The sequence below is a fragment of the Microvirga pudoricolor genome (assembly GCF_016892705.1).
GTDB classification, from domain to species: Bacteria; Pseudomonadota; Alphaproteobacteria; order Rhizobiales; family Beijerinckiaceae; genus Microvirga; species Microvirga pudoricolor.
Map to the genome: position 1 here is coordinate 913,320 of NZ_JAFEMB010000001.1, position 16,759 is coordinate 930,078.

Sequence of the window (16,759 nt, forward strand, 5' to 3'; positions counted from 1 at the left end):
TGCGGCGTCCGATAGGCGGCTCTTGCTGAAGCAGCTTGCGCTCTTCCGCGATATCCCGCCGGATTTGATGGAACGGCTCGCCAGCCATGTTCGCATGAGTCACTGCACGCCGGGTCAACGAATCTTCGAGAAGGGCGATACGGCACTGGGGCTCTTTGGGGTCCTGTCGGGTCTGGTTCAGATCCGTGCCTTATCGCCTGCCGGTTCCGGTATCGTCTTGAACCTGATCGGACCCGGCGAGGTCTTCGGGGAGATCGCCCTGCTCGACGGGAACACCCGAACGGCCGATGCGGTTGCCTTTACCGAATGCCATCTTCTGACCGTCGACGGTCGGGACTTCAATGCCACCCTGTCCGGCAACCCCTCCATGGCCCTCAAGGTGTTGTCGCTCGTGAGCAGCCGCCTGCGCCGGACAAGCGAGCAGGTCGAGGAGATCGCCTTCGCCGACCTGCCGACGAGACTTGCCAAGGCGCTCCTCTGGCTCTCGGATCAGCAGAGGGAGAGCCCTGGCGGCATCCGCCCGAACCGCATCACGATCACTCAGAAGGAACTGGGCAGGACCGTCGGCTTTTCCCGCGAGAGCACCAACAAGTGTCTCCGGGAATGGGAGGATGCCGGTCATCTCAGGCTTGAAAAAGGCGGCTGCACCATCCTGAATTATGGGTTCCTGCACAAGGTGACGGCGTTTTCCGATCTGACCGCCTAGATGCGTTTACCCATCTGCCGGGGGCGCGATCGGGTGAGCTCCCTCGATGAAGGACTTGCGGTGAGCGATCTCAGCCGCCAGGAAGTCGAGCAACGCACGGATCCGGGCCGAGTGCCTCAGGTCGGGATGGGTCAGCAGCCACAGGTCCGCCGAGAACTCCTGCCGGATCGGCCCGAGGCGAACGAGGTCCTGTCTCGCGTCGCCGATGAAGCATGGCAGGTGGCCGATCCCCAGACCTCCCTGGATTGCCTCGGCCAAGCCGAGCACCGTATTGACCCTGTATCCGATGCGCGTCTGCGCGACGTGATCCTGAACGTACTTCACCGCCTTGAGCCCGATGAGGCTCTCGCCCAACGACACCCAGTCATGGTCGAACAGACGATCTGGGTCGATGGACTCCGGTGACCTGAATTCGCTTCTGCGCCCATAGAGTGCCCATGCGATGGTAGCGACGCGTCGGCCGACGAGGTTTTCAGGCGGGTGATCGGTGGCGCGAATGGCGACGTCCGCGTCGCGTTTGGACAGATTGAGAGCCTGATTGGCCAGAACCACGTCGAGCCGCAGGGTTGGCATCTGTCGCCTGAAGGCGACGAAGAGCGGCGTGAGAAGATGAATCAGAAGGGAATCGTTGGTCGTGACGCGGATCTCCCCGGCGGGCGTGATCTCGCGGCCTGCGATCCTGCGAGTGAAGGCCGTGATGTCCTGGTCGACCCTTTGCGCCAACGCGATCATTTCCTCGCCAGCCGCGGTCGGGGCATAGCCCGCGCGGTGACGCTCGAACAGCGTCACGCCCAGCGCCGCCTCGATCTGGCCGAGGCGGCGAAAGACGGTCGAGTGGTTGACGCCGAGTTGTGCCGCCGCTGCGGGCAGGCTTCGCATATCGGCAACGGCCTTGATGAGGCGAAAATCGTCCCAGGCCAAGTTCTTGAAGGGCTCGCCCATCGCGTCTCCTGTCTCGTCCGGATCCGGCGGCACGCCCGTGCTGCCGGATCCGGGGGTTGGGACCTTACGCCACCCGATGCAAAGGTGCTTCGCGGCTCGGCGAACCCGAAATCATGGTCTTGATCGCGAATGCGCCGTCACCCACCAGAATATGGGCGAGAGCGGCAAAGGCCAGGAACGCAGGATATTCCCAGCCTCCGTTGGGGGCATTGAACACCCATCCGTTCGGCGCGTGCACCACGAGGGCGCCGAGCAGCACGGGCAGCAGGACGGCCGACGCGATCCGGGAATGAAAGCCGATCAGGATCGCCACCCCGCCGACGAGTTCGGCCAGGATGATGGGCCATGCCAGGAAGGCCGGAAAGCCGACCTGAGTCAGGAAACCGGCGAAGCCTGGAACGGTGAAGACGGCAATCTTCAGGTAGGCATGGGCGATGAACATGATGCCGAGGGCGGCACGGAGAATGAACGCACCGAAAGGAGCGAGGCGATTGTCGATCATGGTTGTGTCTCCTGGACCGGGCTGGTCCGCAGTGGCAAGACAATGCTCGCGGCAACAGTGCAATTCAATCTTCAGACATGCACTTCTAACATTGCGCCGACGCAATCGAGTTTCCATGGCGCCGGGCCGAAATTGGCATATCTCTGGATCAACGGGGCGCAGCGCCCCTCTGTCACGAGGACATTCCCATGCGTCAGAACGGCATCCACCACGTCACCGCCATGGCTGGCCCGGCCCGTCGCAATCTCGACTTCTACACCCGGACGCTCGGGCTGCGCTTGGTGAAGAAAACGGTCAATTTCGACGATCCCAGCACCTACCACTTCTACTATGGCGACGAGGCAGGCCATCCCGGCACGATCCTGACCTTCTTTCCCTGGGAACACGCCGCTGCCGGCCGGATCGGCATCGGCGAAACGCAGGAAACGGTCTTCCGCGTCCCCGAGAACTCGCTGGGCTACTGGGCTCACCGCTTGGTCGAAAAGGGCGTTTCGCACGAGGTCCCGCAGAAGCGTTTTGGCGAGACCGTGCTGTCTTTCCGGGATCCCGACGGCATGAGGCTCGCCCTCGTGGCGGTTCCGGGCATCGACGGCGAGCCCGCCTGGGACGGGTCCGACATCCCAGCCGAGCATGCGATCCGGGGCTTTCACAGCGTCAGCCTCCTCCTCGAGAAGACAGCCCCCACGGGAGCCATCCTGAGCGACGTCTTCGGCTTCACGGAAGTCGGACGGGAGGGCACCGTGACCCGCTACAAGGTCTCGGACGCGTCTGCGGGAGGCATCGTGGATCTGCGCGAAGCGGGTGGCTTCCTCCCGGGACGCCCGGGCGCCGGGACGGTCCATCACATCGCCTTCCGGGCCGCCAGCGACGCGGTCCAGGCCGAGATGGTGGACAAGCTTGCCCGCAATCATGGGATCCGCACTACGGAAAAGAAGGATCGGGATTACTTCCGGGCCGTCTATTTCCGGGAGCCGGGCGGTCTGCTGTTCGAGATCGCCACCGACGATCCGGGCTTCGCGGTCGACGAAGCGGCAGACGCGCTGGGTCAGTCGCTGAAGCTTCCCGGTTTTCTGGAAAGCCGGAGAGAGGCCATCGAGTCCGTCCTGCCCGTCGTCGCCTGAACGCGACGCTCCTTGCGCCGCCCGGTCCGGGCGGCGCAGCCACCCAGCCGTGTTATTCAAGAGGTCCGTCATGACCCCCACAACCGACCTGTCCTTCATCCATCGCTTCGTCCCTGCGACAGAGGAGAGTGCGCCCCCGTTGCTTCTTCTGCACGGCACGGGCGGGAACGAGGATGACCTTCTCCCCCTCGGGCGAATGATCTCTCCGGGATCGGCCCTGCTGTCGCCGCGCGGAAAGGTCCTGGAGGGCGGCATGCCGCGCTTCTTCCGCCGGCTCGCCGAGGGCGTGTTCGACGAGGAGGACGTGAGACGCCGAGCGCTGGAACTGGCGGACTTCGTGGCGGAGGCCCAGGAAGCCTACGGGCTGCCCGCTCCCATCGCGCTCGGGTTTTCCAACGGCGCCAACATCGCGGCCGCGATGCTCCAGCTCCGTCCGCAATCCCTTGCAGGTGCGATTCTCTTGCGCGCGATGGTCCCGCTCCAGGATGCACCGGCGAGCAACCTGGAAGGCCTTCCGGTTCTGATCGTCTCGGGCGCCGTCGATCCAATCATTCCGGCCGAGAATGCGGAACGTCTTGCGGCCTCCCTGGCGGCCAACGGCGCTCTGGTGCAGCACCGGATTCTCCCCGTGGGACACGGCCTATCGCAGGCCGATATCACCTTGGCGCAGACTTGGATCAAGCAACTCTAGGGCCGGGGCACTAAGCCTCTTACCCGACGGGAGCTTTCGGCAGGCTCCCGTCGTCCTCCCGGGCCGGGACGGCCGGAGAGGCTCCCTCATCCGGAATGCCGAAGGCCTTATCTCCCATCCATTGGAACAGCACATACAGGCCTGGGATGACGAGGATGCCGAAGATCGTGGCCGCCACCATGCCGCCCAGGACCGTAAAGCCGAGATGGATACGGCTGGCGGCACCTGCACCTGACGCGATCACAAGCGGGATTAGGCCGATGATGAAGGCGATCGCCGTCATCAGCACCGCCCGAAAGCGCATGCGCGCGCCTGCCAGAGACGCCTCATAGCGGGATTTTCCGGCTGCGCGCTGCTCAAGGGCGAACTCGACGATCAGGATGGCGTTCTTGGCCGCAAGCCCGATGAGCAACACCAGACCGATCTGGGTATACAGATCGTTCCCGAGTCCGAGCACCGAGACCGTCAGCACCGATCCCAGCACGGCGATCACGATGGAGCTGACGACGGCGAGCGGCACCATCCAGCTCTCATAGAGCGCGACGAGGAACAGGTAGCCGAACGTCATGGCGAGAGCGAAGACGAACGCGATGCCGCCCGCCGTCTGGCTCGCCTCCTGGAAGGAAAGGCCGGACCACTCGAACGTGTAGCCGGTCGGCAAGGTCTTGTTGAAGGCGTCAGTCAGGGCCGTCATGGCGTCGCCTGAGCTGTATCCAGGAGCGGCGTTGCCGGAAATCTGCGCCGAGGGGTTCTGATTATACCGGTAGACGAGATCGGGCCCCAGCCGCATCTTCACCTCTGCAAGAGTGCGGATCGGCACCATCTGGCCCTGGTTGTTGCGGACATAGAGACGCGAGATATCCGCGACGCTCGAGCGGAACGGCGTATCGGCCTGGATGTTCACTTGGAACGTCCGCCCGAGATAGTTAAACTGATTGATGTACAGCGACCCCAGCATGGCCTGCATGGTTCCAAAGACGTCGCTGACAGCGACACCGAGGCTTTCCGCCTTGGTGCGGTTCAAGTCGATGAAGAGGCGCGGGACCGACGCCGAATAAGTGGAATAGGCCCGCGAGACGCGTGGATCCTGGTTGGCGGCGGCAACGACTGAGCGCAGGGCTATGGCGAGTTCCTCCGGAGGCTGCCCCCCAAGAGCCTCCAACCGGAAGTCGAAACCTCCCGAGGCGCCAAGCCCCGGAATGGCCGGTGGCGGAAACGGCGTGACGTTCGCGCCCGGCAGGGCCGCGTATTCCGCACCGAGCCGCTCGTATATGGCCCTCAACCCCGTCTCGGCCGTCGTGCGCTCGGACCAGGGTTTCAGCACCACGATGCCGAGGCCGCTACTGGAAGATGGCGACCCGGTCAGAAGGCTGTACCCCGAAACGGTAATGACGTTGGCGACGCCCGGCACCGTTTTGGCGATCGCTTCCACCTCGCTCAAGACGGCGTTGGTGCGCGGCAAGGCTGCGGCATCGGGCAATTGGACATCGACGAAGAGGACGCCCTGATCCTCATTGGGCAGGAAGGATGTCGGGAGCTTCAGGAACGTGTAACCAGCCGCCGCACCCGCGATGACGATGATGAGACCGGCGATCAGGGAGCGGCGGGCGATGAAGCCCGCCGACGATACGTACCGTCCTCGCGTCCAGTCCAGCCCCTTGTTGAACAGGGCAAAGGGGCCGCGCTTGTGGGGTTTGGGCGGCTTGAGCACGAGGGCGCAAAGGGCGGGCGACAGGGTCAAGGCATTGATGGCCGAAATCGCAACGGCGGCCGAGATGGTGACGGCGAACTGACGATAGAGTTCGCCCGTGATGCCGGGCAGGAACGCGACAGGGCCGAAGACGGCGAACAGGACGAGGGTCGTCGAGATGATGGGGCCCGTCACCTGCTCCATCGCCTTCCGGGTGGCTTCGGCCGGCGGGAGACCATCCTCCTCCATCACGCGCTGGACATTCTCCACAACGACGATGGCGTCGTCGACCACGAGGCCGATGGCGAGAACGATCGCGAAGAGACTGATCGTATTGGCGGAGAAGCCCACGATCTGGAAGATCACGAAGACACCGATCAGGGAGACCGGGATCGTGACGGCCGGCACGATCGTGGCCTTGAGATCCTGGAGGAAGATGAAGACGACGAGCAGAACCACCACGGCCGTGATCGCGAGCGTCTCGACGATTTCTTCGATGGATGCCGAGACGAACAGCGTCGAGTCGTAAACGATCTCGGCTTTCAGGCCGGTCGGAAACCGCTTTTGGAGTTCCGCGAGCTCGACGCGGACGGCTTTGGCGACGGCCAAGGCGTTGGCATTGGGCAGCTGATACAGGGCCAGCGCCGTCGCGGGCTCGCCGTTGAGCTGGGAGCTCTGCCCGTAGGACTGGGCTCCGAGCTCGACCCGCCCGACGTCCCTGATGCGGACGACCGCTCCTCCGCTGCCCGTGCGGAGCACGATGTTCTCGAACTCAGAGGGCTCGAGCAGCCGCCCCTTGGCCTCGATGGTATATTGCATGACTTGGTCAGGCGGCGCGGGAGACCCGCCGATCTGACCGAGCGAGGCCTGCAGATTCTGGCTCTGGATCGCGGCCGAGACATCGCCCGGCGTGATGGCCAGCGCCGTCATCTTGTCCGCATCGAGCCAGATGCGCATGGAATAGTTGAGAGCTCCGAACAGGGTGGTCGAGCCGACCCCAGGAACGCGGGCCAGGACGGGCTGCACGTTGATGCTGGTGTAATTGGAGATCGAGATCGGGTCCTGGGATCCGTCCTCGGAATAGACGTTGATGACGCCCAGCATGCTGGTGGATTGCTGCTGGACGCTCACGCCGAGACTGTTGACGATGGCGGGCAGCTGCGAAACGGCCAGAGCCACGCGGTTCTGCGTGTTGACCTGAGCGATGTCCGGGTCGGTGCCGACCTCGAAGGTGACCTGAAGGCTGTAGGTTCCCGAGGACGAGCTGGTCGAAGACATGTACATCATGCCTTCGACGCCGTTGACCTGCTGCTCGATGGGAGCGCCGACTGTGGCGGCGATCGTGGAGGCGTCAGCGCCCGGGTAAGTGGCCGAGACCTGTACGACCGGTGGCGTAATGGTCGGATACTGGGCGACAGGAATGTTGATGAGGCTCAACAGGCCCGCGATCGTGATCACGATGGAGATGACGAGGGCGAGGCGCGGCCTCGAGATGAAGATTCCGGACAGCATGGCTATCGGCCCGCCGGCGGCGCGGGAGTCGCCTGAACGACGACGCCCGGACGCACTTTCTGGGTGCCGTTGACGATGACGTTCTCACCCTGCTGCAGGCCGCTGGTGACGGCGTAACCGGTTTCGGTGGTGATGCCCGTTTGAATCTGGCGGATCTGGGCCCGGTTGTCCTTGTCGACGACGAATACGTAGGGACCCTGCTGGTTGCGCAGGACGGCCGCCTGCGGGACGACCGGGAGCGACTTCGCCTGCCCGACTTGGACCGTGACGGAAACGTATTGCCCCGGCAGGAGCAGGTTTTCGGGGTTCTCGAAGACGGCCCGGACCGACACGGTTCCCGTCGTGACATCGACCTGGTTGTTGATGAACTCGATCCGTCCCGGCTGGGGAAAGGGTGAGCCGTCCGGCAGGACCAGCTGCGGCTTGAACAGATCGTCCGACCCCTGCGCGGCCTTGCCTTCGGGACTGGCCAGGAACCGCGTGATGGTCACGTAATCCCGCTCGGCGATGGGGAACGACACCCGGATCGGCGACATCTGCACGATCGTGGCCAGCACTCCGCTGCTGGGCGACACAAGATTGCCGACCGTGAAGGCGGTCTTGCCGATCCGCCCTGCGATGGGAGCCTTCACGGTGGTGTAGGACAGATTGAGGTTTGCGGTTTCGATCTGCGCCTTGGCCGATTGGATCTGAGCGTTGGCCTGCTGCACGGCCGCCGCGGCCTGATCGCGCTCGGCGGTCGCCTGGTCGAGAACCGCCTGGGAGGCGAATTGCTGCCGTGCCAGGGTCTGCTGCCGCTCGAGCGCGACCTGCTTTTCCTTCAAGGTCGCATTGGCCGAGGCTAATTGCGCCTCGGCAGCCGCCTCGCTGGCCTGCGCCTGATCGAGGGCGGCCGTATAGGGAGCGCGCTCGATCTGGTAGAGAAGGGCGTCCTTTTGGACGAAGGCGCCCTCAGAGAAGGCAACGGTCTCCAGAAATCCTTCGACGCGCGCTCGCAAATCGACCTGTTGCATCGCCTCGATGTTGCCGACGAAATTCACCCGATCCGTGACGTCCTGAAGTGCGACGGGAGCAACGACGACCGACGGTGCGGGAGGTTGCTGAGAGGCTGCGGACCCAGCTTGCGCTACGGCGAGGACGAAGAACGCCGAGAATGCAGCAATGCGATGCCCACGAGGGCTCGAGATTGCAGGGCGATTCCGTGAAAGGTCTCTGCTGGCGCCTTCCTGCGATGCCGTCACAACAACGCCCCCCAATAGTCAATGTGTTTCAAAGCAGAAATTTGCAATCATATAGCGTTATAGCAATATGGTGCGGCGTTGCGCCTGCAAAGACCTGCACAGCCCTTGAAGCGAAAGCATGCGACAAAATGCACACCAAGAAAAGAGCGGATTCGGCCCCGCTCAGGCATCGGCGAGGTTTTTTGGTTCCGATGAGAATGTGTCGCTGCCCTGAAGCACCGGACTGCATTTGCTGGTAAGCTGCCGCTGCCGAAAGATGTCGCCGAGAGCCAGCCATGTATTTGCAAACCATCTCAGAGCCCGAGGCCACCGACCGGGTCGCCGAGATCTACGCAGCGCAGAGATCTCAGCTGGGATTCGTAATGGAGACAGCCAAGAGCTTCACGCCTCGTCCCGACTTGCTGCCGATCTACACGGATTTCTTGGATCGGATCCGTGCGGGCTTCTCGCTGGGCCTCAGGGAATGGCGGCTGATCACCCTGATCGCCGCAAAGCAGGTTCCATCCACCTATTGCTCTTACGTCTACGCGAAGCAGTTGGTGTCGGACCTGGGATCCATGGACGACGTTCTGGCGGTGCAGAAGAACTTCCGCACGGCCGGGCTGCCCGACAAGGACGTCGCCATGCTGTCCTACGCGGAGCAGATCGCCACGGACGCATCGAAAATCACCCAGGACGACATCGACCGCCTCCGATCGACCGGCTTCACGGATCGGCAGATCTGCGACATCGCCCTGTGCGCATCGTTCCGCTGCTTCGTGAGCCGCTACTTCGACGCGGTCGGGGCCGAGCCGGAATCCGTCTTCATCGATGACGATGCGGGGGTCCGGGAGGCCCTGACGGTCGGCAAAGCTTACGCGACGCCTGAGCGATAGCGGTCAGGGCCCTCAGGCCATGACCGGCGACTTTGCGGGAAGCGTCTCACTCGCGGCGTTTCGACCACCAAAAAAGTAATCGGCCTGTTCGCGCCGGAGGTCATCGCAGAGACGTCCCTCCGGAAGCTCGACATCCGCATAGGACAAGGCTTGGTCCTTCGGGATGTCGCGCTTGAGACGGCAGCCCGGCGCAACGCCGATGGGCAAGAGATCCTCGCGGATCGAGGCCTCGGCGTTCTCCGCAACGCCATAGACCATGTAGCCACCCAGCTCGTCGATGGTCTCGCCGGCCTTGAGGTCGCGCTTGGCCACCGTGATCACCTCGACTAGCGGAGCTCCCAGCGGCGCGATGGCCGCATCGCCGAAGAGGACAGCACGCGCGATGGTGTTGGGGACCTCGAAATGGCAGAGATGGTAGGGCGTGTAGAAGCAGTAGAGGGGACCTTCGCCCAGTTTATAGAGATTGAGATAGTGGCGCTGCCTCGGGTCCTCGATGGTCCCCAGGACGAAGACGCCGGGGCCCGGGGAGGCCCCCACCACGTAATCGACGATGCCAGGGCCCTCCAGCAACTCGTCGGCGGAGTAGAGCTGAGCGGCGTCCTGGATGGGGGTGTTGGCTGGAACCGTGAAGCCGTGCATGCCTCGCTTGGCCACCCGCATCCCCGTGGCATTGGCCACGATGGCCTGCTCGAAGGAAATCTTGGTGCCGTCCGCGAAGGATGTCACCATGCTGGGCTTCTGGCCCCAGCGACGGGCGAACTCGGCTTGGGTCGTCGGCGTCCGATAAGGATCCTGCAGGCCTTTGATGTTGCCGCACAGGACGGGACGGACGCCGATTCCCCGAACGAACCGATAGAGATTCATGATGACGCCGGGCTGATCGCCGTCGACATTGGTGTAGACGACGCCTGCCTTGTCGGCCTTCACCTTCAGGATCGGTCCCACGGTCCCGTCGAGTTCGGCGTTCATCAGGACCACGTGCTTGCGCGCCTCGATGGCTGCGAGAACGGCCGGCAGGGCCTCTTCGATGGCGCCCGTCACCTCGAGAAGGACATCGAAGCCGGCAGCCTCGGCCAGCAACATGGGATCGGTGGTGATGATGCCCCGGTCCGCCGCAAGCGCCGCCTGGACGTCCGCCCCTGTCGAACAGACCGCGACGTCTTGCTCACCGGCCTCGGCATAGGCCTGCCGTGCCTTGTCCAGGGTCCGGTTGGCGATGGCGGAGAGCCGGATGCTGCCTTTGAACGCGGTGGCAAGCTGCAGCGCGACACCCCTTGCCATGAAGCCCGCCCCGATCATCGCGACCCGGATCGGCTTATGCCCTTCTGCGATCCGCCTCGTGAGGGCCGTATCGACGATCATCATGGGTCAACTCCATCTCTTTGAACGACTGTGCTGGTTTGTCTCTTAGGGATTACGTCCTTGCCAAGGCTCGTACCCTGCTGAACATTGGGGGCCTCAGCTCTTCTTCCTCCGAGGGATCCCATGCAGTTCTCGCCGACCACCTTGAAAGACGCGATGTTGATCGACATCGAGAAGAGAGGTGACGACAGGGGCTACTTCGCCCGAACCATGTGCAGGGACGAGTTCGCCGCCCATGGGCTCGTGAGCGAGTTCGTCCAGGCCAACCATTCCTACAACCGGGCGCGGGGCACGCTGCGCGGCATGCACTTCCAGAAGGCCCCTCATGAGGAGGTCAAGCTGGTGCGCTGCATCCGCGGCGCGATCCTGGACGTGATCATCGACCTGCGGCCCGAGTCTCCGACCTACAGGCAGTGGGAGGGCTTCGAGCTGACGGCCGAGAACGGCCGCCTGCTCTATGTGCCTGGCGGCTTCGCCCACGGGTTCCAGACGCTGGTCGACGACGTCGATGTCATCTATCAGGTATCGCATCCCTATACACCGGCTGCGGAAGGTGGCGTGCGCTACGACGATCCGGCATTCGGCATCGCTTGGCCCGAGCCCGTGACGGTCATTTCACCGAAGGACGCCGCCTGGGCCGCCGTTTAGGCGGCCACCGAGGCTGGGATCTTGGCGCCCATGGCGGTCCAGAAGAGACGCTGGTCCACCTGGGCTGTCTCCTGGAGATACTTCAGCTCCAGCAGACGCGTGAACGGCGAGGCCGTGAACATCTCCTTGGTCAAGCCGATATGCTCGAAGACCGTACGCAGCTGGTCGGCGCCTCGTTCGGCGTTCCAGCGGCAACGGAAGTTCGGCATATGCTCCCGGATCTTGGCGAACGAGACCCGATAGCTCCGGGTATCACCCCCGTCGGTGCCGAGGGACAGTTCGCATCCCGGAAACGTGGAGGCCACGATCTCGGCGATTTCCTTCACGCGGTAGTTTTGCGCGTCGTCGCCAACGTTGAAGGCCTGCCCGGCAACCGCTTCACGCGGTGCTTCCAGAGCGCAAAGGATGGCCTCGCAGATGTCCTCGATGTGAACGATCGGCCGCCAGGGCGATCCGTCGCTCGTCATCCGGATTTCCTTGTAAGCCCAGGCCCATCCGGCCAGATTGTTGAGGACCAGGTCGAAGCGCTGACGCGGGCTTGCTCCGAACGCGGTCGCATTGCGCAGGAAGACCGGAGCGAAGTGCTCATCCGTCATCGCGCCGACGTCCCGCTCGACCAGGACCTTGCACCGCGCGTAGGCGGTTTGCGGATTGACCTGTGAGGTCTCCGTCCGGACATCGTCGCCTCCAGCGCCATAGATGCTGCAGGACGACGCATAGATGAAGCGCGGGATGCCGGCGCGGCGGGCCGCTTCGGCCAGCCTCACGGACCCGAGATGATTGATCATCGACGTCAGCTCAGGGTCGTTCTCCCCGAGCGGATCGTTCGACAATTCCGCCAGATGCACGAAGGCGTCGAAGCCTTCGAGGTCCTCCGCCGTCACCTGACGAATGTCCTTGGTCATCACCATGGGCCGGGTGCGGTGATCGTTGAACAGCCAGCCGCGACGATAAAAGCCGGTATCAAGGCCGACTGCCTCATGCCCGCGCTCGAGCAGCTTCGGGCCCAAGATGGCACCAATGTATCCGTCGGCTCCGGTGAATAGAACCTTCATGTCATCCTCAGCTTTCGTTCGGGGTTTTCAGCGCGAGGCCGTCGTCTCATGGGCGGGCGCAGGCATTTTGGCATCGCGCCACACGTACCAGGGAGCCTTTCCGCTGTCCCACAGCTCCTGCAAAAGATGCTTGTCGCGCAGCGTATCCATGTTCTGCCAGTACCCCTGGTGGCGATACACGGCCAACTGATCCTCGGAAACGAGGCGACGCATGGGCTCCTGCTCCCAAACCGTGTCGTCTCCGTCGATCAGGTCGAACACGGCCGGCTCCAGCACGAAGAACCCGCCATTGATGATGTGGCCGTCCATGCCGGACTTCTCACGAAATCCCGTTACGCGGGGGCGATCGGAGGACAGGTCGAGAGCGCCGAAACGACCCGGCTGAGCGACGGCCGTCACCGTCGCTAGGGCAGCCTGCTGCCTGTGGAACTGGATAAGGGAACTGATGTCGATGTCGCTGACGCCATCGCCGTATGTCAGACAGAACGGCTCGTCACCGACGTAGTCGCGCATCCGTTTGATGCGACCGCCCGTCATCGTGTTCAGGCCGGTGTCCACGAGGGTCACGCGCCATGGCTCGGCAGCCGCCCGGTGAACGTCGACCGTGTTGTTGCGAAGGTCGACCGTTACATCTGAATTGCGTTCGAAGTACTCTAGAAAGTATTTCTTGATCAGGTGACCTTTGTAGCCGCAGCAGATCATGAAGTCGGTCAACCCGTGATGGGCGTAAAGCTTCATGATGTGCCAGAGGATTGGCCTGCCGCCGATTTCGACGAGGGGCTTCGGCAGGGTAACCGTTTCTTCGCTGATCCGCGTTCCGAACCCGCCCGCCAGAATGACGACCTTCATGATCTCTCCTCGGTCAAGCAAATTCATGCTTGTCTAGTCACAGCCCCGCCGATAGGTTCTCGTAGAAAGTATTGTTCTTGATTTCGAGCAATCCGTGTGAATTTAAACTGCACTTTTGAAAATTCGCATTATCAAATGTTTGATCGTTCCCAGTCTTACAGGTGGAGCAGCGCCTCATTCGTGGTAATCACAGCCCCTCCAGCAAACGAGGTTGCCAGAGCACAAATTCCGATACCGATGGTGTCGCTGGCATACTCAGCGAGGAAACCGCTTCCTTCATGGTCATTCGGCAAAGCGGAATGGGACCTTACGATCATGTGAACGGGGAGCCTTGGGCGCAAGCGCGCGGAAGGGCCACCAAGCTGCGGGAGTCGCCAGAACCGCAGCGATCGCAGAGCTGCCCGGGTTTGCGCGATCAATTCGGAGTAGTCCCGGATACTCTCGACCTACCTCTTACGGTAGATTCGGGTTTGTGATAAGCAACGAAGCTCTCATTTCAGGCTTGGAGCTCTATGGTCATGTCAGCCCCGAGGATCCTGCTGGCTTCCAACTTCAACGCTTGGCGCGAACCCTTCAACAGTCAGAGCTTCGAATTCTTCGACGTCATCTCGTCGGTCGAGGCCGTCGATGTCATCGCTCCGTTCGGCAGACCCTATACGGATGGCTGGAAAACGAGGCCAAGTCCGCACTTCCTGGCCAGCGACCTTGCCTATCGACTAGCATCAGCAGCCAAGACGTTTTTAGGCCTCCCACGCGTTCCGAGCTTCAGCCCGGTCTCGGTCGAGAAGGACTATGACCTGTTCTTCTACATGTGCCAGTTCCCGAACGATCTCGCGAACCTGCAAAACATCAAGGGCTGGCGCAAGCGATCGAAGAAGGCGGCGGCCTTCGTTCTGGAGAGCTGGTCGAGCCTGTTTCATACCACGCGTGGCGAACTTAAGCTTCTCGACGACTTCGATCATGTCTTTGTCCTCAACAAATCGAGCATTGAGGCTCTGGGATCCTACACGAAGGCGCCCTGCTCGTTCCTGGCGACGGCTGCCGATTGCCTGAAGGCAAGTCCCTTCCCAAATCCGCCTCGTCGCGACGTGGACGTTTACAGCATGGGACGGCGCTCCCCGGTCATTCATGACCAGCTCCTGCGCATGATGCAGGACGATGGCCGCTTCTACGTTTATGACGTTTGGAAGCACGGTGTGGTGCCCGACTGGCGGTCGAGCCGCGCGCTGACGATGAACTTGATCAAGCGCAGCAAGTTCTTCATCGCCTATGACCACACGGTCTCCAGCGGCTTGAAGATCAAGAAGGCCGGCGAAGAGCGCTCGTTGTCGACCCGGTACTTCGAGGGAGCGGCCGGCGGAGCCGTCATGCTGGGATCGAGGCCCGACTGCCCGGAGTTCGACGAGTATTTCGACTGGACCGATGCGGTGATCGACCTCCCGCTCGACGTCGATGACGTGCCCGCGTTTCTTCGGAAGCTGGAACGCGATCCCGATCGGCTCTACCAGGCGAGCCACTCCAATGCGGTTCAGTCCCTGTTGCGCCACGACTGGTCTCATCGCTGGGCACAGGTTCTGGCCACATTCGACATGCCCGCCGCGAAGGCGCACGAGGCACGCCTCGAATCCTTATCGAGGACGGCCGAGGCAGCACAGCAGAGACGGCCTATGACCTTTGCGGCTTCGGCCTAGAAATCTTCGAGCGGAGCCTCCTCCAGTCAGGGCCGGGTGGGGTCGAAATGCGTATGCAGCTTGTGGCCGTAGCCGCCATAATGCCTCTGCAGCGTCTCCGAGCCGGCCGCGAAGGCGGTCACCCGCTGAGGAAACCGCGTTTCGAACATGAAGGCCATCGTGCCTTCAAGCTTATGAGGCTTCAGCTCCACATTGCCGGCCTTCTCGAAAGCTTCCACATCCGGCCCGTGGGGCAGCATCGTGTTGTGAAGCGAGATGCCGCCTGGGACGAAACCTTGGGGCTTGGCATCGTATTGTCCGTAAACCAGGCCCATGAACTCGCTCATGACGTTCATGTGATACCAGGGCGGCCGAAACGTATTCTCGGCCACCAGCCAGCGGTCGGAGAAGATGACGAAATCCACGTTCGCCGTCCCGGGTGTTTCCGATGGCGATGTCAGAACCGTGAAGATCGACGGATCCGCATGGTCGTAGAGAACGGGCCCCACGGGAGAGTACCGCCGCAGGTCGTATTTGTAGGGCGCATAGTTGCCGTGCCATGCGACCACGTCGAGGGGCGAGCGATCGATCTCGCAAGCCCAAATTGACCCACACCATTTGACATACATGCGAGAGGGCGCTTTACGGTCCTCGAAAGCGGCGACGGGAGTCAGGAAATCGCGGGGATTGGCCAGGCAGTTGGCTCCGATCGGACCGCGCTCGGGCAACGTGAACGCTCCACCGTAATTCTCGCAGATGTAGCCACGCGCAGGCCCGTCGATCAGTTCGACCCGCATTTTCACACCGCGCGGAATGACGGCGATTTCGCCAGGTTCGATCTCGATGATGCCGAACTCGGTCCAGAGGCGGAGACTGCCCTGCTGCGGCACGAACAGCAATTCGCCATCGGCATTGTAGAAGTATTCGTCCTCCATCGAGCGCGTGACGAGGTAGACATGAGCGCCCATGCCGGCCTGGCTGCCCGCATCTCCGGCCGTGGTGATCGAGTGCACGCCTTCGACGAAGCTGACCGGCTCGGCGGGAAGCGGCAGAGGATCCCACCGCATCGGGGCAATCGGAACATCGACCTCGGGCGCCGGCGCCGTCCGCCAGAACCCTGCATCCACTTTCTCAAAGTGCCCCCAATGCGAAACCGTCGGGCGGATCCGATAGAGCCATGACCTTTCATTCGTCGTGCGCGGCGCGGTGAAGGGCGAGCCGCTCAGTTGCTCGGCATAGAGGCCATACGCGCATTTCTGGGGAGAATTCCGGCCAATGGGCAGCGCCCCCGGCAGGGCCTCCGTTTCGAACCCGTTTCCGAAGCCGGACATGTAATCCCGCCGGATCGCGCTCTCGACCCGCTCCGCGCCGGATGCCCGCTGCGCCATATCCTGCATATTCATGGTGCCGACCTCGCTGAAATCCGTTACATGTGTAACCGTCTATTTTGTAACTAACAACGCGATGATCAAGCTCGACCTCGAGGACTTCCTTCCATACCGGCTCAACCGGGCGAGCACTGCTGTCTCCCAGGCTTTCCGGACCGTCTATGGCCCACACCATGACCTGACCATCCCCGAATGGCGCGTTCTGGCGACCCTGGGGCAGTTCGACGAGATGGGAGCGAAGGCCATCGGGGCCCACTCGTCCATGCACAAGACGAAAGTCAGCCGGGCCGTCAGGGCCCTGGAGGAGCGCCGCTGGCTGCGACGGCGGGAGAGCCAGGAGGATCGCCGAGAGGAGATCTTGTCCCTGTCGCCGCTTGGTCGACAGGCCTATGACGATATCGTCCCTCGAGCCCTGGCCTTCGAGGCCCGCTTGATGTCCTCCCTTGGCCCCGACGCCAGCGCCTTGATTAGGGCCCTCGACAAGCTGTCCCGCTGATCGGGCTGCCG

General features: G+C 62.7%; 15 protein-coding genes. 7 read left to right on the plus strand and 8 right to left on the minus strand.

The window, feature by feature from the left end; all coding sequences use genetic code 11:
* Positions 1 to 22 precede the first annotated feature (22 nt).
* The gene (locus ILT42_RS04265; protein WP_204214069.1) at positions 23 to 706 is read left to right on the plus strand and encodes a Crp/Fnr family transcriptional regulator; all 684 of its coding nucleotides are present in this window, start codon (positions 23 to 25) and stop codon (positions 704 to 706) included.
* Between the two features lie 6 nt (positions 707 to 712).
* On the opposite strand, the gene ILT42_RS04270 is transcribed toward ILT42_RS04265, so the two are convergent.
* Both ILT42_RS04270 and ILT42_RS04275 read right to left on the minus strand, forming a co-directional pair.
* Complete coding sequence (locus tag ILT42_RS04270) at positions 713 to 1,648, minus strand: LysR family transcriptional regulator (RefSeq protein ID WP_204214070.1); 936 nt, start codon at positions 1,646 to 1,648, stop codon at positions 713 to 715.
* 64 nt (positions 1,649 to 1,712) lie between these two features.
* Positions 1,713 to 2,150 carry a DoxX family protein gene (locus tag ILT42_RS04275; RefSeq protein WP_204214071.1) on the minus strand — a complete coding sequence of 146 codons (438 nt, stop codon included), beginning with the start codon at positions 2,148 to 2,150 and terminating at the stop codon, positions 1,713 to 1,715.
* Between the two features lie 188 nt (positions 2,151 to 2,338).
* Between ILT42_RS04275 and ILT42_RS04280 the strand changes: the two genes are divergently transcribed.
* Positions 2,339 to 3,271, plus strand: coding sequence for a ring-cleaving dioxygenase (locus tag ILT42_RS04280; RefSeq protein WP_204214072.1), 933 nt, complete (start codon positions 2,339 to 2,341; stop codon positions 3,269 to 3,271).
* A 70-nt stretch (positions 3,272 to 3,341) separates the two neighbouring features.
* Positions 3,342 to 3,962 carry an alpha/beta hydrolase gene (locus ILT42_RS04285; RefSeq protein ID WP_204214073.1) on the plus strand — a complete coding sequence of 207 codons (621 nt, stop codon included), beginning with the start codon at positions 3,342 to 3,344 and terminating at the stop codon, positions 3,960 to 3,962.
* Positions 3,963 to 3,981: 19 nt separating this feature from the next.
* Here the strand turns inward: ILT42_RS04285 and ILT42_RS04290 are convergent, their stop codons facing one another.
* Together ILT42_RS04290 and ILT42_RS04295 are read right to left on the minus strand one after the other, a co-directional pair.
* Positions 3,982 to 7,164, minus strand: coding sequence for an efflux RND transporter permease subunit (locus ILT42_RS04290; RefSeq protein WP_204214074.1), 3,183 nt, complete (start codon positions 7,162 to 7,164; stop codon positions 3,982 to 3,984).
* Between the two features lie 2 nt (positions 7,165 to 7,166).
* The gene (locus ILT42_RS04295; protein ID WP_204214075.1) at positions 7,167 to 8,405 is read right to left on the minus strand and encodes an efflux RND transporter periplasmic adaptor subunit; all 1,239 of its coding nucleotides are present in this window, start codon (positions 8,403 to 8,405) and stop codon (positions 7,167 to 7,169) included.
* A 275-nt stretch (positions 8,406 to 8,680) separates the two neighbouring features.
* Here ILT42_RS04295 and ILT42_RS04300 point away from each other — a divergent pair, with 275 nt between their 5' ends.
* Positions 8,681 to 9,280 carry a carboxymuconolactone decarboxylase family protein gene (locus ILT42_RS04300; RefSeq protein WP_204214076.1) on the plus strand — a complete coding sequence of 200 codons (600 nt, stop codon included), beginning with the start codon at positions 8,681 to 8,683 and terminating at the stop codon, positions 9,278 to 9,280.
* A 12-nt stretch (positions 9,281 to 9,292) separates the two neighbouring features.
* Here the strand turns inward: ILT42_RS04300 and ILT42_RS04305 are convergent, their stop codons facing one another.
* Positions 9,293 to 10,645, minus strand: a complete 1,353-nt coding sequence (locus tag ILT42_RS04305) for an NAD(P)H-dependent oxidoreductase (RefSeq protein WP_204214077.1) — start codon at positions 10,643 to 10,645, stop codon at positions 9,293 to 9,295.
* Positions 10,646 to 10,765: 120 nt separating this feature from the next.
* Between ILT42_RS04305 and rfbC the strand changes: the two genes are divergently transcribed.
* Positions 10,766 to 11,290: a dTDP-4-dehydrorhamnose 3,5-epimerase gene (gene rfbC, locus ILT42_RS04310; RefSeq protein ID WP_204214078.1), complete on the plus strand. Its 525-nt coding sequence runs from the start codon at positions 10,766 to 10,768 to the stop codon at positions 11,288 to 11,290.
* On the opposite strand, the gene ILT42_RS04315 is transcribed toward rfbC, so the two are convergent.
* Positions 11,287 to 12,345: an NAD-dependent epimerase/dehydratase family protein gene (locus tag ILT42_RS04315; RefSeq protein ID WP_204214079.1), complete on the minus strand. Its 1,059-nt coding sequence runs from the start codon at positions 12,343 to 12,345 to the stop codon at positions 11,287 to 11,289. The genes rfbC and ILT42_RS04315 overlap by 4 nt on opposite strands.
* A 27-nt stretch (positions 12,346 to 12,372) precedes the next feature.
* On the minus strand, positions 12,373 to 13,194 hold the full coding sequence (gene rfbF, locus ILT42_RS04320) for a glucose-1-phosphate cytidylyltransferase (RefSeq protein ID WP_204214080.1): 822 nt from the start codon (positions 13,192 to 13,194) through the stop codon (positions 12,373 to 12,375).
* 518 nt (positions 13,195 to 13,712) lie between these two features.
* Between rfbF and ILT42_RS04325 the strand changes: the two genes are divergently transcribed.
* Positions 13,713 to 14,885 carry a glycosyltransferase gene (locus ILT42_RS04325; protein ID WP_204214081.1) on the plus strand — a complete coding sequence of 391 codons (1,173 nt, stop codon included), beginning with the start codon at positions 13,713 to 13,715 and terminating at the stop codon, positions 14,883 to 14,885.
* Between the two features lie 26 nt (positions 14,886 to 14,911).
* Here the strand turns inward: ILT42_RS04325 and hmgA are convergent, their stop codons facing one another.
* Positions 14,912 to 16,252 (minus strand): homogentisate 1,2-dioxygenase, encoded by a 1,341-nt coding sequence (gene hmgA, locus ILT42_RS04330; RefSeq protein WP_229428464.1) that lies wholly within the window; start codon positions 16,250 to 16,252, stop codon positions 14,912 to 14,914.
* Positions 16,253 to 16,328: 76 nt separating this feature from the next.
* Here hmgA and ILT42_RS04335 point away from each other — a divergent pair, with 76 nt between their 5' ends.
* Entirely contained in the window at positions 16,329 to 16,748 is a 420-nt protein-coding gene (locus ILT42_RS04335; protein ID WP_204214083.1) for a MarR family winged helix-turn-helix transcriptional regulator, read from the plus strand.
* Positions 16,749 to 16,759: the final 11 nt, after the last annotated feature.